9 protein-coding genes are annotated in these 24442 nt (G+C 39.6%); 6 read left to right on the top strand and 3 right to left on the bottom strand.

Annotated features, from left to right (window positions below; translation table 11 throughout):
- Positions 1-16 precede the first annotated feature (16 nt).
- A complete protein-coding gene (locus tag B3394_RS14095) occupies positions 17-1171 on the top strand; it encodes a beta-ketoacyl synthase N-terminal-like domain-containing protein (RefSeq protein WP_286925654.1) in 1155 nt (384 codons plus the stop codon).
- 9 nt (positions 1172-1180) lie between these two features.
- Here the strand turns inward: B3394_RS14095 and B3394_RS14090 are convergent, their stop codons facing one another.
- The 3 genes from B3394_RS14090 to bioB all read right to left on the bottom strand — a co-directional run bounded on the left by B3394_RS14090 (position 1181) and on the right by bioB (position 3781).
- On the bottom strand, positions 1181-1663 hold the full coding sequence (locus B3394_RS14090; RefSeq protein WP_273246042.1) for a regulatory protein RecX: 483 nt from the start codon (positions 1661-1663) through the stop codon (positions 1181-1183).
- 26 nt (positions 1664-1689) lie between these two features.
- Positions 1690-2562 (bottom strand): cupin-like domain-containing protein, encoded by an 873-nt coding sequence (locus tag B3394_RS14085; protein ID WP_286925653.1) that lies wholly within the window; start codon positions 2560-2562, stop codon positions 1690-1692.
- Between the two features lie 136 nt (positions 2563-2698).
- Positions 2699-3781, bottom strand: coding sequence for a biotin synthase BioB (gene bioB / locus B3394_RS14080; protein ID WP_177731277.1), 1083 nt, complete (start codon positions 3779-3781; stop codon positions 2699-2701).
- A 424-nt stretch (positions 3782-4205) separates the two neighbouring features.
- Between bioB and B3394_RS14075 the strand changes: the two genes are divergently transcribed.
- From B3394_RS14075 to B3394_RS14055, 5 genes are all read left to right on the top strand, one after another.
- The gene (locus B3394_RS14075; RefSeq protein WP_177731279.1) at positions 4206-4811 is read left to right on the top strand and encodes a hypothetical protein; all 606 of its coding nucleotides are present in this window, start codon (positions 4206-4208) and stop codon (positions 4809-4811) included.
- Positions 4808-10390 carry a hypothetical protein gene (locus B3394_RS14070; protein ID WP_177731282.1) on the top strand — a complete coding sequence of 1861 codons (5583 nt, stop codon included), beginning with the start codon at positions 4808-4810 and terminating at the stop codon, positions 10388-10390. Before B3394_RS14075 ends, B3394_RS14070 begins: the two co-directional genes overlap by 4 nt.
- Positions 10391-10413: 23 nt before the next feature.
- Positions 10414-13863 (top strand): VWA domain-containing protein, encoded by a 3450-nt coding sequence (locus B3394_RS14065; RefSeq protein ID WP_286925652.1) that lies wholly within the window; start codon positions 10414-10416, stop codon positions 13861-13863.
- A 9-nt stretch (positions 13864-13872) separates the two neighbouring features.
- Complete coding sequence (locus B3394_RS14060; RefSeq protein WP_177731285.1) at positions 13873-14595, top strand: hypothetical protein; 723 nt, start codon at positions 13873-13875, stop codon at positions 14593-14595.
- A gap of 11 nt (positions 14596-14606) precedes the next feature.
- Positions 14607-24442: thrombospondin type 3 repeat-containing protein (locus tag B3394_RS14055; protein ID WP_286925671.1), on the top strand; the 9836-nt coding region annotated here is incomplete at its 3' end.

Genomic DNA, 24442 nt, shown 5'->3' with positions numbered 1-24442 from the left:
GCGTAATACTATTGTGTTGAAAAATAAAATTGCAATAACGGCTTTGGCTTCCGTTTCTCCTTTGGGCGATTCGCCGGAATCTGTCTGGAAGGAATATCTTCGTCCGGAAAGTTTAATAAAGGAAACGAAAATCGGAGAACAGTCGTTTCCAGTTTCTGTTTTATCAGCTGCCTTGTTAGCAAAAATAGAGGCGCTGCGGAGTTCGGATATCAAGTATAAAGCTTTGGATAATTCGGTACTGTATGCACTTTTAGCTTCGAGAAATGCGGTAGCGATGGCCGGTTGGAAAGACCATGTGTTCGGAGTCAATATCGGATCGTCCCGGGGCGCTACGCAATTGTTTGAAAAGCATCATAAAGAGTTTTTGGAAACCGGAAGAACACAAACGCTTACATCGCCTACCACTACTCTTGGCAATATTTCTTCCTGGGTTGCCAATGATTTGAGAAGTGTTGGTCCGGATATTTCCCATTCCATTACCTGTTCTACGGCATTGCATGCGCTTTTAAACGGCGTGGCCTGGCTGCAATCGGGTATGGCGGATAAATTCCTGGTGGGAGGGAGTGAAGCGCCGTTAACGCCCTTTACAATGGCACAGATGAAGGCGCTTAAAATATATGCAACAACAACCGATGCGTTTCCCTGTAAAGCATTGGATCCCGATAAAAAAAGCAATACCATGGTTCTGGGTGAAGGAGCGGCAATTGCCTGTCTTGAAACCGGTGAAAGAGCAAATGCCCTGGCTTATGTGGAAGGAATCGGTTATGCTACGGAAGTTTTAAAACACAATATTTCCATATCATCGGATGCTGATTGTTTTCAGAAGTCGATGAAAATGGCTTTGAATGGTGTGCCACCCGAATCGGTAGATGTTATCGTGATGCACGCACCGGGAACTATAAAAGGCGATACATCGGAACTGAACGCGATCGCGAAAGTTTTCGGTGATGCAAAGCCTTTGCTAACGACCAATAAATGGAAGATCGGGCACACTTTCGGTTCTTCCGGAATACTGAGTGTTGAGCTGGCGTTACTGATGATGGAAAAGCAGCAGTTTATAGGCGTTCCTTATGTGCATGAACCTTATACAAGAGCGGCTAAAATCCGGAAAGTACTGGTCAATGCTGTTGGGTTTGGCGGGAATGCGGTTAGTGTCCTGCTGTCAAAATAAAACCAGGATTTAATCCTGGTTTGCTAAGTCTGAGAGTTTCTCGTATATTAAGTTTGATTCGTATCCTTTTCGGAGCAGGAAATCACAAAATTTCTTTTTCTTTTTGGCACTATTAGTTTCTTTTATAGTGTTCCATGTTGCGACTGCTAATGTTTCAAATGTTTCGAAATATTCTTCGGGCGTAAATTCCTTAAGTGCTGTATCGATATTGTATTTAGAGATATTCCGGAATTTTAATTCGTTAACGATCCTGATTTTCCCCCATTTTTTTATCCGGTGTTTTCCTCTGGCAAAACTACAGGCAAAACGTTCTTCATTGAGGAATTTATGCTCAATTAAGTGAACGGTTATTACATCAATAGCCTGCGGGATCATGTTCATTTCCCGAAGTTTTTTGACTACTTCGTCATGACAACGATCCTGATAACTGCAATAGTATTCCAGTTTTTTCGTAGCATCTTCAATTGTGTAGGATTTGTGATTGTTCTGCATCAATTTTAGCTGCTTTGAGGTTAGTTTTAAACGTTTATGTTGAGTTTTTTGTGTGTCTGGATAACAGCCTGTTCGTTTTTGTAATCAATCCATTCCTGTCCTTTCCATTTGCGCATAAAGTTATCAAAATGGCGCATTACAAAAACATTGTAAGCGGCTTTGGATAAATTGGTTATTTTGCATGGAAAAGCTCTTAAACTCATCGAGAATCCGGGAGTTAAGTACTTCATGTAATGCCAGTATCCTTCCGGCATATACAGCATTTCCCCGTGATTAAGGTTGCAAATAAGTCCTTTAGCCTGTTTTAAAGCCGGCCATTTTTCCAAATCAGGATTGTCAAAATCGATATCTTCCCTGGAGATCAGTGCGTGCGGTACTTTGTACAGATACGGTGTCTGGTCCGGATCAAACAGGATACATTGTTTTTTTCCGTGAAAATGGAAATGCAAAATGTTAGAGTAATCAATATCGTAATGAATGAAAACCTTGGAGTTTTCTCCTCCGAAAAACAGCATTGGCAATTGTTTTACAAGGCGTAAACCAATATCTGGCCATTTGAAATCATTTCGAAGTGAAGGAACTTCCTTCATTAAGTTGTATAGGAAAATACGGTAATTTGTGGGTTTGGATTGTAATAAGTCAATGTAGTCTGCCATTTTCATTTTGGCATGAGCCTCATTAAATCCATCTTCGTGGGAAACGGGTCTGTCATCATAAAGTGGCACCGTTTTGTCTCCCGCTATGTCTTTAATATAATTTAACTTCCATTTTTCATAAGCCGGCCAATCTTTGGTGAGCTGTTCAATGACTAAAGGTTTCTGTTTTTTTACGTAGTTGTTGTAAAAGTCTTCTTTTGAAATAGTTTTTACGCGCTCAATTTCTGTTAAATGTAAAGCCATAAGAAATGTTTATATTACTTATAAAAAGATGCTCCTATTTTATGCTATTAAACAGGAGCAAAGTTAAGAAAGCTTTATCTTATCGTAAAATTATTTTAAATTAAAATAAATTAAAAATTTAAAAAGTTTTCCAGGTTTATTTTTTTGCTGAGGCTTCCAGATTCCGTTCTATAGTGTGTCCTGGTCTTGACCATTTTGGTTTTTCTCCTAAGGCCTGGAATTTAGAATCTTCGGCTTCAACCGTTTCCGGCTGCATTAATTTTATAAATGGTTTCTGTGGTTGTAAGCCAAGCATTTCAAACATTTTCATGTCTTCGTTTACATCCGGGTTTGGCGTGGTTAACAGCTTGTCTCCGGCAAAGATAGAGTTTGCTCCGGCAAAGAAACACATGGCCTGTCCTTCTCTTGACATTTGTGTTCTTCCTGCAGAAAGACGTACCTGTGTTTCCGGCATGATGATTCTGGTTGTGGCAACCATTCGGATCATTTCCCAGATTTCTACCGGTTTTTCTTCTTCCATTGGTGTTCCTTCAACGGCTACTAAGGCATTGATTGGAACAGATTCCGGTTGTGGGTTCAAGGTGGACAGTGCTACCAGCATTCCGGCTCTGTCTTCGATACTTTCTCCCATTCCGATGATTCCGCCGCTGCAAACAGTAACGTTGGTTTTTCTTACGTTTTCAATGGTTTGTAAACGGTCTTCAAAACCTCTGGTTGAAATAACTTCTTTATAGTATTCTTCCGAAGTATCCAGGTTGTGGTTGTAAGCATATAAACCTGCTTCGGCCAAACGATGTGCCTGATTTTCGGTAAGCATTCCCAGCGTACAGCAAACTTCCATGTCCAGTTTGTTGATGGTTCTTACCATTTCCAGAACCTGGTCAAATTCCGGCCCGTCTTTAACGTTTCTCCATGCTGCTCCCATGCAAACACGGGATGATCCGCTTGATTTTGCTCTTAAAGCCTGTGCTTTTACCTGCTGAACAGTCATTAAGTCATTTCCTTCAACACTAGTGTGGTATCGTGCTGCCTGAGGGCAATAACCACAGTCTTCAGGACAACCTCCTGTTTTGATCGATAATAGTGTGGAAACTTGTACTGTATTTGGGTCGTGATTTTTTCGGTGTATTGTCGCTGCTTCGAAAAGCAAATCCATTAAAGGCTTATTGTAAATATCAATAATCTCTTCTTTTGTCCAATTGTGTTTTGTTGCGCTCATCCTTAGCATTTTTTTGATGCTTCAAAAGTAGGGAATTTGATTATAAGTATGAAATTTTGTTTGTTTCTGAATTTTGATGCGATTGGTGAATTTTTTTATTTTTTATTACTTGTTTTGAGATGCTGACTTTTTGTAGGATTCATAAGGGTTTTAGGATACTTTTTGTAGTGTTTTTTCTAAAAAATAACATTTTAGTATTATAATTTTTACACAAGAGGCTTTTTTCTTAGAAAGAAAATTTTATTTTTGTGAGAATTTTAACAAGTAATACTACGTGCTTTAATATGGGTGTAGTAACTAATGCCTTAGTTGGGAAAAGGTAAAGGGGTGTTTTTTAGGCACTTTAACACTAAGGGAGAAGAATTTTAGATAAGAAATCAATGGTGATTCGAAATGAAATACATAGTTTGTCTAAATAAAAAATATGCGGGTGTATAAAAAACTACTTTTCATATTTTTTGTTTTTTCACTGTTTTCTTGTAAAAAAGAAAAGACAACAACGGGCAGGGATGATTCAGAAATCCGCTCCCGTTATTTTCAGTTAGAGAAAATCGGCTGGAAATCGCGCGAATATTCCCAAAAAGTAGACGATATCAATTTTACGGCTACCGAAGTGCCAATTCAATATTACATTTTAAAAGACCAGGGAACGACTGATCTGTTTAAAGTGGACTCCCTGTATGAAGCTAACAAACAGGAACGGGTAGTTGAGTTTACGTTTCGTCAGGATCAGGAAAAAGATCTTTTGTCCGATCAATTTACCGGATTGCCTTATGCCGATGCGGTTAAATATATGGCGTTTGCCATCAATAACGATTTTTATGTGGTTACTTCCAAAAATGATACGATACCATGTAACGGCGTTTCCTTCGAGCGCAATTATAAAATAGCACCTTTCCAGAAAGTTGTGTTGTTTTTCTCCGGTATCGATCCCAATGAGAAAATTCAATTGGTTTATAAAGACAAGTTATTCCGTAAAGGAACATTGAAGTTTAAGTTTAAAGACACATTTACAGAAATATTATTATGATTCAAAAAATCAGAACGAGTAAGGTTACAAAAGTCGTTGCTATTTATTTAGCGATGATGTTGTTTTTAGAAATGGTTCAGCCAATGGCAGCGTATGCTTTAACCAATGGTCCTTCACAACCGGAGTTTGAATCGTTTACACCTATTGATACTTCCGATATGGTCGATCTGGCCAGCGGTGATCTTAACTACAATATCCCGATTATGGATGTGGGAGGGTATCCGTTAAACCTGGCATACAATACCGGAATTACCATGGATCAGGAAGCTTCATGGGTTGGTTTAGGCTGGGATTTGAATGTCGGGCAGATTAACCGACAAATGCGCGGTTTGCCGGATGATTTCAAAGGAGATGAGATGATCTATGAAAACAATATGAAAGACAATGTGACCATCGGGTCGAATGCAAACTTCTTCCTGGCTGGATTTGGTATTGGCGAGATGGCCATTCCAAGTATAGGACTTGGGGTGAAGTATAACAATTACGACGGTTTTGGATTCTCAGTTAATGGTGGTCTGAGTTATCAGATCAGTGATAACCTTTCTGTAGGGATGAATATGGAGTCTTCGTCTTCTGAAGGTGTTTCGGTATCACCAAGTGTGTCGTTCGATAAAAAGAAAACCGATAAAGATAAAAAGGATTATACATTAACCGGAAGTGTCGGAGTGAGCTTAAACAGCCGAAAAGGACTGGAAACACTATCGATGTCGTATAAGTCGACTAAGAATAACACCAATCTTAAAAATATAAAAGATAAGCGTGATGAATTGTCAGGCTCATTGTCGTTTGGGGATGCGTCTTTTACACCAACAAAACGCGTTGGAATGGTGTCGTCTAACTATATGTTTGGTGTGAATGTGGAAGGTGAGTTTTGGGGAGTGGAACCGGGAATGAAGTTTTCCGGATACCGAACCAGTCAGGGTATTAAAAGTTCTGAAAAATATAAAATAGAAAGAGGCTATGGTTATGAAAACAGCTATAGTGCAGGAAGTACTGATATCTTAGATTTTAACAGAGAGAAAGACAGAACGTTTAATAAAAATACAACCTCATTACCGGTTACCAATAATACATACGATTTGTATAGTATTCAGGGACAAGGAGTGTCGGGAATGTACCGTCCGTATAAATCACAAGTAGGTTTTGTATACGATAATTATGTACAGGACGATACAAATGGAGGAAGTTTAGGTCTTGAATTTGGAGCCGGTGGCGGTGTTCACTTTGGTTTCGATGCCACGATTACAAAAGGGAACAGTGCGACAGGATTGTGGGTGAGCAGTAATCCTGCTTTGGCACGATTTAGAGAGAAAGTGAATGGTAACCGACTGGATTATGAAAAAGTGTTTTTCAAAAACATCGGTGGAAACCATGTTGATAAAGAATTAAACTTATTCGATAGCGAATTGGGAGCTTATGATCCGATTAAACTTGAAATCGGAGGATCTAAGTTTTCAAGAAATACGATGCTGAACTATTCCAGAAACGGCAGTTATTTACCGGGAGCCAGCTATGTGAAAAGACAAGGGCGTTTGGGTAGAAATCAGGTTATCCAAAAATTAACCCGTACGGAAGCACAAAAATTTGGTTTTAAAACCCAATTTAGCCCGTACTCGTTAGCTGGAAAACACGATCATCATACTTCAGAAGTACGAGTTATAAAAGAAGGTGGTGAACGCTATATCTACGGACGTGCAGCGTATAACTCCATTAAGAGAGAAGCTACGTTTGACGTGGGAAGTAATCCGGGGGTAAACTGTTCTAAAGGAATGGTAAATTATAACCCGGGTAGTGATAACTCAGCCAATAACAGTAAAGATGGTGATCAGTATTTTAACCGGGTTACAACTCCGGCCTATGCGCACACGTATCTGTTAACATCTGTTTTGTCGTCCGATTATCAGGATTTAAAAGATGACGGTCCTACGGATGACGATTTAGGAACCTATACCAAGTTTACCTATAATAATACACAACCGTATAAATGGCGTATTCCGTTTAAAGAAAATGTAGCCAATTATGACGAAGGTTTACGTTCCAGTAAAAAGGATAATAAAGGAAACTATCAGTATGGTGAAAAAGAAATGCTTTATATCAAAAAAATTGAAACGAAAACACACGTTGCTATTTTTGAGATTTCACCACGTAAAGATGCCTATGGTGTAAAAGGTGAAAACGGAGGTATTGGACTGGATTCCAAATCGTATAAACTGGATAAAATTTCATTGTATTCGAAACCGGAATACCTGGCGAATCCGACTGGTGCAACACCTATTAAAGTGGCGCATTTCGAATATGACTACAGTTTGTGTCAGGGGGTTGAAAACCACGAAAACGCAAACATGTCGGGTGGCGCGTACGACGGTCAAAAAGGAAAACTGACGCTAAAAAAACTATACTTTACCTATAAGAAATCCAATATGGGTAAATACGCACCGTATACTTTTAATTACGGGTATAATCCTTCTTACGATATGAAGGCTTATGATATCTGGGGGAATTACAAACCGACTGCCGCAAATGTGGGCTGCGGAACAAACGATGCGTTGTCAAATACCGAATACGGATATGTGGATCAAAAAGACAGAGCTGCTGCCAATCAATATGCATCGGCCTGGTTAATCAATAATATTAGTTTGCCATCCGGCGGTAGAATTGAAATGAATTATGAGGCCGACGATTATGGCCATGTCCAGGATCGCGATGTGATGGAAATGTTTAAAGTAGTAGGAGCCGGTAGTGCGCCATTAACATCCCTAAGTCAGTTAAACAATACAAAACTATATGAATCATTTAACCCTTCGCGTTATTTGTACATCAAATTAGACGACTCTAATTTTCAAGACTTCCATGAGCGTTATATCAAGCCAATACAAAATGACCCGGTTTATTTTAGGTTTTTAGTGAATATGGCGCAAAATGATAATAACAAATACGATTATGTGACGGGGTATCTAAACGTGGTCAAAAATCAAACCTATAACTTTATTCAGGATGGTAACGGTGATAGTTATGTGTCTATCAAAATCGAAATGGTAAACCAGGGCGACGGTGGTAATCCGGAAGTGAATCCGATATCGAAAGCGGGTTGGTATTTCGGAAGACAAAACCTGAACCGCGTGGTGTATAGTATGAACAATGAAGAGGACACTAACAATCTTGAAGGGGTTGTTATGGAACTTATCGGTTGGATGCCAACGTTGTTGGATATTTTCAAAAGTCCAAATGGAAAACTAAAAGAGAAAGGAATTGCCAGCAAATTTATCTCCGGAAAATCATGGATTCGTTTAATGCAGCCGAACCGTGAAAAAATCGGTGGCGGTAGTCGTGTAAAAGAAGTTAAAATGCATGACGAATGGCAGATAATGACCGATAATCCAAGTGATGAGCTATACAAACAGCATTACGGTCAGGTATATACCTACAAAACAGAGCAAGGGAAGACATCCGGAGTGGCGAGTTATGAGCCGATTGGGGCAAAAGACAATCCTTTTGTGGAGCCTTTCTACGATAAAACCACTAAGAGTTTATTGTTAGGTCCTGAAACCGAAAACTATATCGAAAAACCTTTTGGGGAATCGTTTTTCCCATCGCCAAAAGTTACCTATAGTCGGGTGACGGTTAAAAACCTTGAAAGAGGAAAAGCATTAGGACCGCGTGATCCTGCTATGGTAAAACGACACGCTACAGGACATGTGGTAACCGAATTCTATACGACTTACGATTATCCTACCGTGGTGAGTTATACCCCGATGTCATCGCGTTATGATAAATCGGATATCCTGGCGAGTTTGTTAAAAATCAATGTTAGAGATCATTTAACATTGTCTCAGGGATACTCGATTCATACCAATGATATGGATGGTAAAATGAAGAGCCAGCGTATTTATGCCGAAGGACAAACGGCCTTTATTTCCGGAGTGGATTATAAATATAAGGAATCGCCAAATACGCCTAAGAATCTGGGGAAACTAAACAATGTGGTGACTACGATTGACGGTTCCGGAAAGATCGGTTTAAAACTGGTAGGTGTGGATTACGATGTGATCAACGACTTTAGAGAAAGTAAATCGGTAACACAAACGGCTGGAATTCACTTTAATACCGCTGGTATTCCGTTGTTTATGGTTTTTGTGATTATACCGGTTCCGCTACCGAGTTATTCGAAACACGAAAATCAGATCCGAACTGCGGTAACGACAAAAGTGATTCATACAAGTGGTATTCTGTCTGAAAAAATTGCCTATGATGCCGGCGCGAAAGTGTCTACTAGAAATACGGCATGGGATGCCGATACCGGACAGGTATTGTTGACACAAACGACCAATGAATATAACGATAATTACCACAGTTTTACCTTCCCGGCATACTGGGCATATAAAGGAATGGGGCAGGTAGCAAAAAATATCGGATTGGAATGTAGTATTTCTACTAACGACAACACCGATAGATATAAAATTGATGGTTATTATGCCGCCGATTATTTAATGGATGGTGATGAAGTATGGATTACTGGTATGAATAGAATGGAACAGGATAAAACCCTTTTTGCCTGGGTGGTTAAAACGAGCGGAGATAAATTTATGCTGATCGATCGAAACGGTTTGCGTGTAACGCGAGATCACATCCTGTTTGGTAAAATGAAGGTAATCCGATCCGGTTATCGAAACATGTTGGAAGATCCTATGGCTGGAGTAACGTCGATTAGAAATCCGCTTTATAAATATAGCGGAAATGATCCGGAGTTTGCAATATTGAGATCAAACATAGGACCGACTCCGTATCTCTCTGCAGACTATAATAAGCACAGAATCATCGCGGCCTCGGCAGTAGAATACAATAATATCTGGGCGGCGCAATGTGAATGTGATTTGCCAAGAATGACTTATGAAAACGGAAACCTTGTTTTTGAATATGAAAAAGACAACAATACCGGTGACCCGGATGATATTGCCGCCAACTCGTATAACCCGTATTTGTATAATGTATTAGGAAACTGGAGAGCTAATAAATCGTATGCGTATTTGACCGGAAGAAATTTCACGCCAAATGCGAATGATCTGAATCCAACGCTTCGAAAAACAGGTTTCTTTAACAATTTTGATCCGTTCTATGTTTACAGTGCAGCAACGGGCAAGTGGGAGAAGAATTTAATCTATGCCGGTTTTGGTAAATGGACTTTTGCTTCCCAAGTGACGCAATATAATCCATATGGCCAGGAAGTGGAAAACAAAGATGCCTTAAATCGTTATTCGTCGGCACTTTACGGTTATAATAATCGTTTCCCAATGGCGGTGGCATCCAATGCAAAATATAAAGAAATGGCTTTTGACGGCTTTGAAGATTATGATTTCTCTACCTGTCTGACGTCGGCCCATTTTAATTTCCATGGACTACTTAAACCAAATGAAGTAACCGTTTCGTCGAAACAATCACATACCGGTAGAAAGAGTTTGAAAATTGAGGCAGGGAAAAAAGCGCTGCTTAAAAAACAGGTGGTTTCCTGTGTGGAAGTACAAAGTCCTACAGCGAAAGTGAAACCGGCAGATAAAGTATTAGCTAAAGACATTAAAAAATAGTAGTAGAGATGATTCGTATAAAATTGAAAAATTTAGTTTTAATAGTGTTTTTGCTATGGTCGGGTGTCACGGTCTTGGCTCAGGTTTCTCCGGAAGAGAGACAGGCACTGATCGATATATATCACAGTACTAACGGTAGCAAATGGAAGAACAATAAAGGTTGGGATGTTAACAATCCTAAATCGGTGGTGACTTCCTGGGATGCTGCAAAGAAAACAGGATGGTATGGGGTAACGGTTAAAGACGGCCATGTTACCGATATTGTTTTAAGTGACAATAATCTGGAAGGGGAATTAAAAGCCGACCCGGATGCTTTCCAGGCGTTGACTCGTTTTTTAATTAACGGTAATAAAGTAACCGGCGAATTAGCTGAGGATTTGCTGGAACCTATGGGAGATTTACCTGTGTTTAAGGACGATGCTCTTTCAGTGACAGCAGCAAAAGGTACTACAACTAAGAGTGCTGCGAATACAAAAACAACGGGGGAAAAGGTTGCGGTTGCGGATAAAGCAACGACTGTAACAAACGATAGAGTAAAATGGAGTTCATGTACCAAAGACAATATCTATACTCCTACCGTAAAAACGATATTCCTGAATTTTATAAAATATTTGGTTAATGCCAAAAATAGTGGTGTGCCTGATTATATGATCGAGGGGACTAACCCGCCGGAATTTAACGCATTAAAACCGTTTATAACGGATCCGTATCCTAAAATTACGCACTTCGGTACCGATGTAGACCCTTCGAATAATCGTTTAAGGGAGATGCGTTTCTCTTTTACAGGGGACCATGGTGAGCACGATGTTCGACTTTATGGTGATTTTTCGGATATCGCTCTTGTTAACTTTGACATCGATTTAGGGGGATATACCGATTCCGATCATTATTTGAATTTGCAAGGAGATTATTCAGACAATTATCCAGGCTATAGAATCCATTTAAAGGAATTTGAGGTCATGCATATTAATTTCTGTCCGGATAAATTGCCGATCTGTGACGAAAAAACAAGAATTCAGTTGTTGAGTTCTACCAATCAGGCAACCTTATGTGCCGGACAATTTATTAAAGTGGTCGTATATCCTTATATGTCCGCTGCCGAGTACAACATCCGAATTGTGAAATCGGACGGAACAGTTATCGATTTGAATACGATATATGGTACGAATGAGATATATATCAATTCGCTGGATGCAGGTACTTATACCATTATTGTAAATGGAGTGAATTATGACGGAGGGTGTACGTTTTCCGGTCAGTTAGATGATGTAACCGTGCAAAATTGTACAACGTTTTGTGCGTCGAATAATACAACATCGCCTATTGTAAAACAGTTGTATCTTAATTTATTGAATCATTTGATTTCAAAAATGCAGACCGACGGGTATATCGCCAATGGTTATGCACCTTCACAACTGATTTCATTATCGCCTTATATCTCTGATCCAAATCCTAAAATTTATAATGCGCATTTTGCAAATAACGGAGAGTATTTCCGATTCTCATTTGCGAATCATGGAAGCGATTATGATGTTTCGCTTCGTTATACACCTTATACAACCGTAACCGGTTTGGATATGTCTGGATATGTGTCGACTGCTTCAGTCACGACTTTGCCGGTACTTTTAAACACAAGTGTATACCAGCCGAATCACACGGTTAAACATGTTAATTTTTGTCCTCCGGCACCGGTTTACTGTACAACAGTTAATCCAAATGCTCCGGTGATCAAAAACTTGTTCCTTAATTTGATCAATAAATTAAGAACGCTTCCTAATGCAAGTGTACCGAATGGTTTTACCTGTACGGAATTAACCGTTTTGGCACCGTACATTACCGATGTTAATGCTAAAATCTACAACTTTAATAATACAGGTAATACGATTTCATTCTCGTTTAACCCGCATGGAGCGCAATATGACGTGGTAGTTCCGCTTCTAAGTAATTTAAATATTACCAATGTGGAATTCAACAATTATTTTTTCCCGGATACACAGGCGACGTTTAAAACAACGTTCAGTAATGGTTCGGTGATTAACACAGGAACGGTAAAGCATATCAATTTATGTCCGGATGAGTTATACTGTGAGTCGCACGTGGCTATTGTTGTAGATGAGTCGGGATCGTTGGACGATACTGAAATCCGAAAAATCAAAAAACAACTAAAAGCATTTGTACAGCAACAGGCTGATACGAATGATAATTTAGGAACGAATATCTATATTTCCCTGATCGGTATGTCCGACAGTGATACTTATAACAGAGGCGATGCAATCATGCAGGTTAAAGTTACCAATGGGTCGACTTTAAATCAGTTTAATAACTGGATTAACGGTTTTGGTGCCCGATACGGTCAGACCGGAATCAGTCATGGTTCGGATTACTGGAATGGTGCCTTGCAAAAAGCATTGCAGGCTTCGATGAAGCCTAAGGGGGTTATTATGATTACCGATGGTTGTCAGACGGCCAATGTTTCGACGTTGGTTAATACGATGAAATTGTTTGATAATTATAGAAATCCGGCGAACCCAACTACGCCATTAACGCCAAACGGTCCGCATTTATATGTACTGGGAATCGAGAATGGTTTCTATGTAGATTCGGAAACGGTTGTAAGTCAGCGAATGGCGCAAAACCAGGATCCTAATCTGAATCCTGCTTTGGTAGCACCTACTTTGCAAACTGCCGATTTCGCCCGAATTGCCGCGGTTGAACATACCGATGTAATTCAAACACAAGCCGAGTCACGCCTTAGAAAATCATTAAAATTCTTATTGGGTTATCCTGCAGATCAATTCCCGGTAGCCAGTATGGATTATTTTAAACCGGCTGATTATTATGGACATGATAACTTTACTATTCTGGGATCTGACGATCGTTATATTTCAGAAAAATTAGTCGATAGCCAAATCTCATGTGGAATCTCCATTACGAAAGATTTTTGTGAAGATTGTTATTCGTTCCAACCGGAACCCGGACAGGAATATATTTTAAGTGCTTGGGCAAAAGAAGAAACGAACGAACAGCTTAAAACATTTACGAACCCTGCAATTACGCTGATTTTTTATCACAATAAGCAGGCATTGCCACAACACGAAATAGGAAGAGTTACAGCAATTCCTTCCGGTGAAATTATCGATGGATGGCAACGCATTTTTACCAAGTTTAAAATTCCGTATTCGTCAACAAGTGCCATCAATAATACTATTTCAATTGGAGTGGAGTTGGCGAATAACAGTCCGAGTATCCCGGTTTATTTTGATGATATACGCGTGCATCCGCTAAAAGGTAGTATGAAATCATTTGTATACGATCCGGAAACCTTTAAGCAGATGTCGGAATTAGACGATAACAACTACGCTACTTTTTATGAGTATGACAACGAAGGTGGATTGGTACGTATTAAAAAAGAAACGGAAAGAGGTGTGAAAACCATTCAGGAAACCCGTTCCGGAAGTGTAATTAAAAACTAAAGGGAAGTTATGGTACATAAAATCATCACATCCGTTTCCATCCTACTCATGGGGTGTCTGGTTCAGGCACAAACTGTAGGAGAGGTTTTTAAGAAAATTACAGCCGGATACAGTATCGCACAACCGCTACAGTATAAAACCGACTATAAACTGTTTAAAGATTATAAGTCGACTAAGGTAGAAGAAAACTATAAAGGTGTCTTTTATAAAAATGCGGCAAACGAAGTTTACATCAAAATCAACGATACGGAGATTATTAATACGAAAAAAACCAATATAAAAATCAGCCACTCCGAAAATGCAATGGTCGTTTCGAATCCGGTTAATAATTATTTTGGGGAAGCCGATTTTAATAAAGTATTCGAATTGTGTAAGCTGAATTCGTTTAAAGATTTTAAAACCTATTGGGAAATTATTCTGGAGCCGAAAGCGCATTCCGGACTGACCTATTCCAAGATCGTCTTAAACGTGTCGAAGACCTATTTTATACAAAAACAGATCTTTTACTATAACACGGGAATTAATTTTTCCAAAGAGTATAAAGGAACAGATGTTAACTATCCGAGACTGGAAGTGGTTTATAGCGATTATAGCAGAAAAGCAATTCCTCCTTCGGTTTTTAATACACAAAACTACCTTTCTTTCTCCGGTAAGAATAGCATTGTTTTGGCTCAGCGGTTTAAAAAATACGAAATAATTGATGAACGAATTATTTCTAATAATATAAAATAAAAATCAGATATATGTATATCCCTAAGCGTTTATTTATTTTAGTATTTACACTATTTACAGCGTTTGTTTTTGGACAACAGGAAGAAACTTTGGGCACGATTAGTTCGGGTAGCCAGTTGCATAGCCTACCTATGCTACAGATTACCGATCCGAAGTATGCCTCTTTGAATCAGCAGAATGTGCTGACTTCTATTGATCCTGCTGTATATATTCATTTTGGTTTCAAGGATCTTGCAAGTGATCTAACGGCTTATCAGGCGCAATATTCTTGTGAGGTGAAATTGAGAGTTGTACCCTATAACAACCAAAATGGAACTTTGGCACCTTATGCTGTCAAGTTGAGAATTGTGCACGATAACCTAACCGAAAATGTAAAATTCGACGATTATTCGATTTATAAGTTGCCGGGCATCCATAAAGCGGATGTAGCGGTAGATGAAGTCGTGTATAGAGATTTATCGGGACAAATTATTCCTACCGTTACTAATTCTACAGCGTTCCTTCAGCTTCGTTTTAAAACGGACCGCTATTACAATATCAAAAATACAACGGTAAATCCGGTTACCAGAAGACTTATTAAGTACAATGGTTTGACGGAAATGGTGGTTAACAATGTAAGTGACGGAGCCGAAGAACTGGAAATTAACTGGACACGTTATATCGATGCGCCAGCGACAGAATATGAACTGGAATGGACCTGGGTGGATAACTATGGGCCAAACGGAAATAAATTGATGCCCAATCAGATTGCTTTAACAGAGCAGGATTTTAAACTGAATAGTACAAGAATACAAACCAAAGAATTAAAATATAGAATTCCATTGGTATTCTCAAAGGGGTATTTGGTATACCGGGTAAGACCGGTAGGACGATTCCTGGACGATACGAAAAAGAGTTATTACGGAACCTGGTCTTCTGGATTGGCGGGTAACTTTCAAAATGTAGGTAACTGGGGGACTTTCCTGGAAATTGATGCCGATCATGAAGTAGGTAAAAAGAACTGGCAATACCAAGCTTCTTTTGCCGAAGATGGTAAGAAAAAAGAAGTGGTAAGTTATTTCGATGGTACGTTGCGTAATCGTCAAACGGTTACTAAAACCAATACGAATAATAAAGCCGTTGTTGGAGAATCGGTTTATGATAATCAGGGACGTGTTGCTGTTGAAGTGTTGCCAACACCTATCGAAGCTTCCGGTATTCGCTATTACAGGGACTTAAATAAAAATGATAACAATCAGGTTTATACCCATCATGATTTCGACTGGGATCGACTGAATGGATTAATCTGTGAGCCGATATTGCCGCCGGGAATGTCAAAAAGTTCCGGAGCCAGTAAATATTATTCGGAACAAAGTGCACCTGTAGCAAACTATCAGGATTTTGTGCCAAATGCGAATAAATATCCTTTTTCTCAGATTGAATATACGCCGGATAATACCGGAAGAATCCGAAGAAAAGGTGGTGTAGGACAAGAACTTCAATTGGGTACCGGTCACGAGATGAGCTATTTTTACCTGCAACCGGACCAGGAAGAATTAAACCGACTTTTTGGATATAAAGTAGGAGATTTCAAACGTTATAAAAAGAATATAGTTGTCGATCCGAACAAACAGGTTAGTGTTAGTTATCTGGATCCTCAGGGAAGAACGATTGCTACAGCACTGGCTGGTGACAACCGGAAAGACGAGCCAATGTCGTCGTTGGAGGATGAAACCAATAACGCATTACACGAAATGACAACAACCAATATGATGTCGAATAACGATGCCTATACTACCGGAATAAACGGGATATTACAGGATGGCGTACGATTAAATAGTCAGGTGGGAGTTGTGAAGGAAGAAGCGTTAACTCTTAACTATGGTTTGACGCATGCTACGAATACCTATAACGACTACTGTATGGGTGGCAAATACTATCCTTTTGTGTTTGACTGGAAGATGAGTCTTTTGGACGATTGCGGTAATGACATGCTGGTTGATTCGAATGGGGGTGGAATCGCTCAGATAGGAATGATAAATCTGAATTCCTATACACCGAATGCGCCAGCGATTTCATTCAATAAAAGTTTAACATCCAGTGTGTTGAAAATCGGATCGTATACTTTAAATAAGGATATCCGCGTGAATCAGGTTGCTGTCGAGCAATATGCAGACGATTATATCGCACAAATAAGACAGTCAAGCAATCCGTGTTTTCCGAGTTTAGCAGGTTCTACAATCGATATTAGCGAAGAAGACTGTCACGTGACGTGTAGAAGTTGTGAGGAAGCACTGATTTGTAGTTATTTAGCACTACAGACATGTCAGTCATTTAGAATGACCTTCCCTGCCGGCACAGATGAAAGTGTATTGGGAGATGTTGGGAATAGAGAATATTACGTTTTATTGGCAGAACAAAAATATGTAATCGATAACCTGAACAGCAATTTTGCAGGAAGTTGGTTTGTCTATAACGGATCACTATTTGTGGATCAGAACGGACTTGTTTCACAGTATCTAATCAATACCTATGTGACTCGCTTTAAAAAGGAGTTTAGAGGATTATTAGAGGGTTGTAGAGAATTGTGTATACAGCCGGGCGATACCTGTAATATCAATACGAGCATGTTACTGTCGGATGTTAGTCCGCACGGTCAATACGGATCCATTGCAGGAATCGATTTTCCAACGGCGCAACCAGGTGGAATAAACGCGCCAGCTGGTAATGTTGACGATACCCTAAGTTTGTTTAATGAAAACAATCAATTGTTATATGGCGGTTCTTCTGTTCAGACGTTTATCGATTTGGATACCGGATTAACCGTTACACAAAATGTATCGAACTATAACTGGAGACGACCGGCTACGCCATATATGGATGATAATGGTGATTTTGCGAAGGTAAAAGTCGAAAGAATTAATTACAATACTTATATCCCTGAAATTATGCCTTCGGCGAGTGTCGAAGATGATCCATTGGATCCGACTTCATCCAATAAATATGTGCGCCCGCAATATTTAAGAAATGTAACCGACTTTGTTAATAACTGGCAAGCAAGCTGGGCGGAATCGTTACTACCTTACCACCCGGAATACCAGTATCTGAAATACAATAAAGCCATTTGTGCCAAAACAAATTCGGCTGGTGATAACTCCGATAGCTTTGACGAGAAACTTAAAAATACCGATTATACCAATGTCTTTACGACAAATGGATTGGTTCAGAATTTAATTGCCCTTTCAGCTAATGATCCTTTCTATAACGGACAAATTACAGCGACGCCATCATCGGGGATTAACTACGATGCCGAAACTACGAATGATTTTAGTCTGAGAAAAAATTTATTGCTGGAAGCGATGAATACGAATTACGAAGGTATTAAATTGGCGAATAACGCCCGATTAAATATGCTTCAGACAGCTTATTATACCACTGTCTTCGGTAATGGAATTGCACCGGCTTCTACTTATCAAAGTTTGGTGACCACACCGGTTAACCAATTACTTCCAATTCTTAATGCGCTGAATCCAACGGAAAAAGAGCGTGTTTGGAAGAGCTTTATGAACAACTATATCGCGTTTAAACAAAAAACAAGAACGGTATTCTCTCATATTTATGCTTTACGTAATAGTGGGTATAACGGTTGTATCGGCGACGTACAGAACGTTGATACTTTTGTAACGCTGTTCGAAAAATATAATACAACAGGTAATTATAGTAACCTGTTACAACGAATCAACCAGGCTTTTGCAACTCCGGTTCCGACAACGCCTGCCGGTACGATACTAGCTTGTTCGACTACTACCGTTGGATATTATAAAAACAAAGAAAAACGATTTATATCGGCCGATTATGGCTTTAACTCCGGTGTTCCGGGAGCACAGGCCATTGCCGATGCTACTGCCGATGCCGATGCAAATACCTATTACCAAACTGGAAAATGTCCATTATTAGTAGACACCGAAAGTTTGTTAAAAGGATTGATCAATCCTTCTTTCCAGAATCAGGGATTATTGCTGTACGGTTTTAATGCCTATAGTATGCCGATGCTAACACCGGATTTATTTAATTCGGTATTGTTAGACCCGGCTGCTTATGCAGCAAACCCACAAAATGTGACTATTAATGGAAGTGTTGTAAATGGAGGTGCAAGTTTGAACCTTACGTTTAATACGGCTAGTGGTAGTATTGCAGAGCCAATCGAACTTAAGATTCTAACACAGTCTTTATCTATAGGGTACTATATGAATGGTTGTAACGAAACGGTACCAGCTCCTACATGGACGACCTATAATACAAACTTTAAGATTGTTGATTTCAAGAATATTTATTATGTACCGGGATCGTTTAATCCGTTAAACAATACGTATAAATTCCAGATTGTTGCGGTTCTAAAACGACTTACGGGAACAAGTTGCCCGGCGTTAGAAGAGGTGGTTCTTGAAGGAACGATTAAAGCAGCTATCGGACAATGTAGTTTTGGGGATGCAGCTGGTGAAACAGGTGAAAATTGCGACAAACGCGTGCGCTTTGAAAAAGCATTGGTACGCGTTATGAATGCGTTAAAAGGAACGAATCCAAATATTCCGGGACAATTGTTTACGTCTGGGATAGCATTAAAAGGAGCTCCGAATGATAATTATACCTATGGTAGCAGTGTTATGCCGGAGGTGTTAAATGATCTTGCCTTAAATTCATCTTGGTCGTGTAGTGTGAATACCAGTTTTACCGTTAATGGTCCAAGTCCGTTTACGATTTATAATCTGGTGAACGAATTTGGAAATCCATCTTTCCTTCCGGGAACTTTTTATAGAGTAACGGGAATAAAGATTGAGAAAAATATGGTGAATGGTGTTGTAAGTGGTGATGATAAAATAACAATCAGTTATCTGGATCTGAAAGATCAGGTGTTTACCCTAAACGGACGTATCACACCATTAAATTATAGTTGTATCTGTACGGAAGAAGTTTCTCAGACAGAAGCTATAGGAGCGAACTTCTTAAACCTGACGAATCATCTTTGGAGCGCAGGAGGTCCTATTTCACATGGCTTTTTAGATGGATATAATCCTGTTCAGATGCAGGCTGTAGCTCCATATATTGCTGGAAATAATCCAACGGTAAATCAATATGCGACACACTGGTCGGATGGACTATCGACTTATGATGGTATCAAGTTTAATTTCTTTTCGGGTTCTCAGGAATGTCAGTTTATGTTGCCACTTTATGCTTATCCGGGAAGAGGTTCTACTACGACGAATTATGCTTCACAGATTACACATTTCTCGAATTTTAAAATACTTGAAAATTTAGGTAATAATACGTATGCTTTTAGTGTTTTTGTTCACCATGGTTCTTATAGAGTTAGTAGTGGCCGATTTAATATGGTCTATCCGGCTGGAATTCAGGAAGCTCGTGGCACGATAAGCTGCCTTCAGCAAACGTTCTGTGAAGAGGAATTCGGGGTTACGAATGCACTGACATCCGTGTTAAAGGATCTTATACAGCAGCAAACAGTAGCCGACGGTGCTACTGCCAATGGATTACCGGCTTTAAATACGTATGTTCAGTTATCTGGAGCGGCTCCGTCAGCCAGTATCAATAATTTCTACAAAGTAGAAAATACGGCCAGTTCTCAAATTGGATTTACGTTTGCCAAAGAATCGGAATGTGAAGTAGTGTTTACGGTACCGGGTGTTTCATTTGCAAATGTTACGAATATTTCGGGATTGTCATTTACCAATACACAATCGGGTAATTTTACGGCTACGGTTACCACCAATACAGGGGCGCAAATTATTGCCAACGGTACCAGTAAATGTATCACTGCACGAAAATGTAATGCTGTAATTCAGGTGCCTTGCACCTCTTGTATACCGCCAGCAGTTGCTCCGTCGGTTTGTGTGCAAAAATGGCTGGAGTTTCGCGATATTATGGACATCGTACAAGGTTATCAAATGCCGGATCATCTGGCTCAAGATGCGAAATATTTCTGTGAAGCTAACTTAGGATATCTGGTTACAGATTATATCCATTATTTGAATATAACGGGAGCTTACGATGTTAGTATGCCGAGCTTTATAACGATAAGTGAATTTGGAGCAACCAAATTGAATTATGGTTATAATGGTACACAAATGGTTATCAATGCCTATGCAGCGTATTTGCCGACGCATCCTTCTGTTACATGGAGTGAGTTCGTAGACCTGTATATGACGGAAAATAAAATTTGTCCTCCGGCACCAATGGTTCCGACCATCGATATGCAAGTAGATAATATTCCTACTGCTTGTGAGATTTTTGTAAACTCGGTACAACAGACTTATATTCAAGAATTAAGAGAGGAATATTTTATTGCAAAACGAGAAGAATTTAAACAAAAATATATTCAGGCCGCTATCAACGGGTTACAAGAATCGTTGAATAAAGTGTCTTATGATAAAGAATACCAGTATACTTTATACTATTATGATCAGGCAGGAAACTTAGTACAAACGGTTCCGCCTCAGGGGGTATCCCGATTAACACCGGCTACCGACAGTACGATTAATGAGATTAGAAATATATTCCCTAACGAAGAACAAGGGATGGTAAATGGTCTTGTTGTCGATCCAAATCACACGATGAAAACGCTATATCGTTATAACTCGTTGAATCAGTTGGTATGGCAGCAAACACCGGATGGTGGTGAAACGCGATTTGCATATGATCAGTTAGGGCGTATTATTGCCTCGCAAAATGCAAAACAGGCGGCAATGCCAAAACCAAGATTCAGTTATACACGATATGATGGTCTGGGACGAATTGTGGAAGCTGGGGAATATATTCCTGGACAAGCGTATATTAACGATGAAGGGAATGTTATGATAGGAGGTTCTCCGGTAAGTGATCTGGGAACACACGATTATACCCGCTATGAGGTGACGCGAACACTTTATGATACTCCGGTTGCGAATAGTACCAGTTGGTTTGAATCGTATTCCGGAAACAATAATCACAAAAGGGTTACGGCTGTATTAGTGTACAGTGTTCTGGATGAAGGGGTAGACCTGGATAGAATGGACATTATCGCGAACGACCGTTATGATAATGCGATTTTATATGATTATGATATCCACGGAAACGTAAAAGAACTTATTTATCATACGAATAAAGAGATCTTAAAAGAATTAAATCAGGATGTCAAAAAAGTGATCTACGATTACGATCTGGTTAGTGGAAACGTGAATAGTGTAACCTACCAACCTAAAAAAGCAGATCAGTTTATTCACCGTTATGAGTATGATGCGGATAACCGAATCACACAGGTTTATACCAGTAAGGATAAAATCGTTTGGGAAAAAGAAGCGAAGTACGACTATTACGAGCATGGACCTTTAGCACGTCTTGTTGTTGGAGATAAGCAGGTTCAGGGATTGGATTACTTCTATACGCTTCAAGGTTGGTTAAAAGGAGTGAACTCAGAACGTCTAGGTACAATCACACTTAGAGGCGCCTTCACCAACTACGATATCGGTGGCGATGGAGAGATTTTCAGTGGAGCCGCTAAAGATGCTTTTGGATTTGGATTGAATTATTTTAGAGGGGATTACCAGTCGAGACACCATGTTAACAATGGTGCGGATAATATGCCTTTAAGTTATAGTTTAACAAACGATCTTGAAAGAGATAGGAATTTGTATAACGGAAACATTAAAGAGATGGTTACTTCTTTAATGGATTTGAGGCAGACAAATTTATCATCGCAGTATAATTATTATTCATACGATCAGTTAAACAGAATTAAGGGTATGAATTCCCTTAATATTAATGATTTGTTAGGATTGTTTACAGAGGAATCGTATCGATCGCAATATTCGTATGACAGAAATGGTAACTTATTGACATTAAATCGTTGGGCGCCTACCCAAAAAAATTCTGGAAGAAACCAGTTAATGGATGAATTAAGTTATACGTATCAGGATGGGACGAATAAGTTGACGCATATTAATGATACTGTTCCTAACGGAGCGTTTACCAATGATCCGTCGAATCCGAATGATACTTCTCTGGATATTGATAATCAGGAGCGAGATAACTATCAGTACGATGAGATTGGTCAGTTGATCCGTGATGAAAAAGAAGGCTTGAATATTGTTTGGAGAGTCGATGGAAAAGTGAAAACGGTAAACAAAGCCAATGGAACCGTAATCGATTTCGAATATGACGGTTTAGGAAAAAGAATTGCTAAAAGCGTTACCAAAGGAAGCAATGCAACGACTACTTTCTACCAACGCGATGCACAAGGAAATGTATTGAGTACCTATGAGATGGTGAAGAAAGCTGGGGAAGGGATTAGATATTACCTGGTGGAACAGGATATTTACGGAAGCAGTCGTCTTGGGGTTGAAAAAGGAAGAAAAGAGCTTAATGCAGAAAGTGGAAGAGGAATTGCGTTACGAATGGATGCGATGATTGCTTCGGCACAGATTGCAGATAATGTCTCGCAGGCTTTATTAACAACACCGTCTTCAATTTGGGGATTATCGTTTAGTGGAAATAACAATGTTACTTGGGGCGATGGCGACAAGAGTATCAATTTCTTTGATCAATCTGGAGCGAAAACACAGGACTTTGAAATCAGAACGAATTTCAAAATTGTTGGAGGTTCAGCGATGACAGTAAATCAAAATCATGCGTTAGTAACTTTAGATGGTGCCAGAAGACCGGAATACAAGCAATGGGACAATAGTGTGGCACGTATCGTGATTAAGAGAAATGGCAATGGTGCTTATGTGCCGGCATTAGAAATTGAAAAGTATACGAAAAGGTTCCACCGTTATAAACCGTTCTTTGTTTTCCACAGACGTTGGAATTATAGAAACTATAAAACCGTTTGGACGTATGAGTTGCGAAATGCGATACCGGAAACCGAATGGAATTTCCATGCGAAGGTATCGGTGAATGGCGATAATTTTAGTCCAGAGTTTACGATTAACGGAAATGTTTACACGTCGAGAGATTTTATCGGTAATGTAACACAAGAGTTAAACGGACCGGAATCGGACGATTACAGAGATTTCCCGGAACCAAATGCGGTTTGGAATACTTTGGGTAAAACCACAAAAGAGTATGGAAATGTGGAAGGAAACAATCTTAGAAATTCTTTCCAGGGGGTTCCTGTTGAAATGTGTGATTTCACCTATACTGTGAATAATGGTCAAGGGTCGGATAATACACCGGTATATGTCTTTCCGTTTGATGAAGGACCGGTTGGGCAACCAACGGCAACCAACAATTTGTTGAGCATGACACGAAATGGAGTTCCGTATACACAATCGTATTGTGGACCTACGGCATTAGATTCTGATGGTGACGGAATTCCGGATGCAGTGGATAACTGTCCGAATAAATTTAACCCGAATCAGAGTGATGTGGATGGCGATGGCGTTGGAGATGTTTGTGACAACTGTGTGTACACCTATAATCCAAACCAGGCTGATACAGATGGTGATGGTAGAGGAGATGTTTGTGACAACTGTATCAATAATCCGAATTACAATCAGATTGATACGGATGGTGATGGAAGAGGTGATGCTTGTGACAACTGTAGAACAATTTACAACCCGGGTCAGGAAGATGCTGATGGCGATGGTATTGGAGATGTTTGTGAAGGATTGGATCAGGGGCAAGGTACATCTGCGGAAGTTGGAACACCGGTTACAGCCTATCGTTTTGTAGGAGATAAAAACTACGAATTGTCGAACCATTTAGGGAACGTTCTTTCTGTAGTGACCGACCGTAAATTGTTAGGAATTTATGGACGAGGACGACTATTAATTCCAGACGTAGTTTCATACAATGATTACTATCCGTTTGGGATGCT

The sequence above is a fragment of the Flavobacterium sp. UBA4197 genome (assembly GCF_002379575.1).
Taxonomy (GTDB): domain Bacteria; phylum Bacteroidota; class Bacteroidia; order Flavobacteriales; family Flavobacteriaceae; genus Flavobacterium; species Flavobacterium inviolabile.
This window is presented reverse-complemented; position numbering and strand designations above follow the sequence as displayed.

Coding starts and splice junctions, on each gene's coding strand:
- B3394_RS14090 (WP_273246042.1), bottom strand. CDS start 1,663: ATGCAGAACAATCACAAATCCTACACAATTGAAGATGCTACGAAAAAA.
- B3394_RS14085 (WP_286925653.1), bottom strand. CDS start 2,562: ATGGCTTTACATTTAACAGAAATTGAGCGCGTAAAAACTATTTCAAAA.
- bioB (WP_177731277.1), bottom strand. CDS start 3,781: ATGAGCGCAACAAAACACAATTGGACAAAAGAAGAGATTATTGATATT.
- B3394_RS14075 (WP_177731279.1), top strand. CDS start 4,206: ATGCGGGTGTATAAAAAACTACTTTTCATATTTTTTGTTTTTTCACTG.
- B3394_RS14070 (WP_177731282.1), top strand. CDS start 4,808: ATGATTCAAAAAATCAGAACGAGTAAGGTTACAAAAGTCGTTGCTATT.
- B3394_RS14060 (WP_177731285.1), top strand. CDS start 13,873: ATGGTACATAAAATCATCACATCCGTTTCCATCCTACTCATGGGGTGT.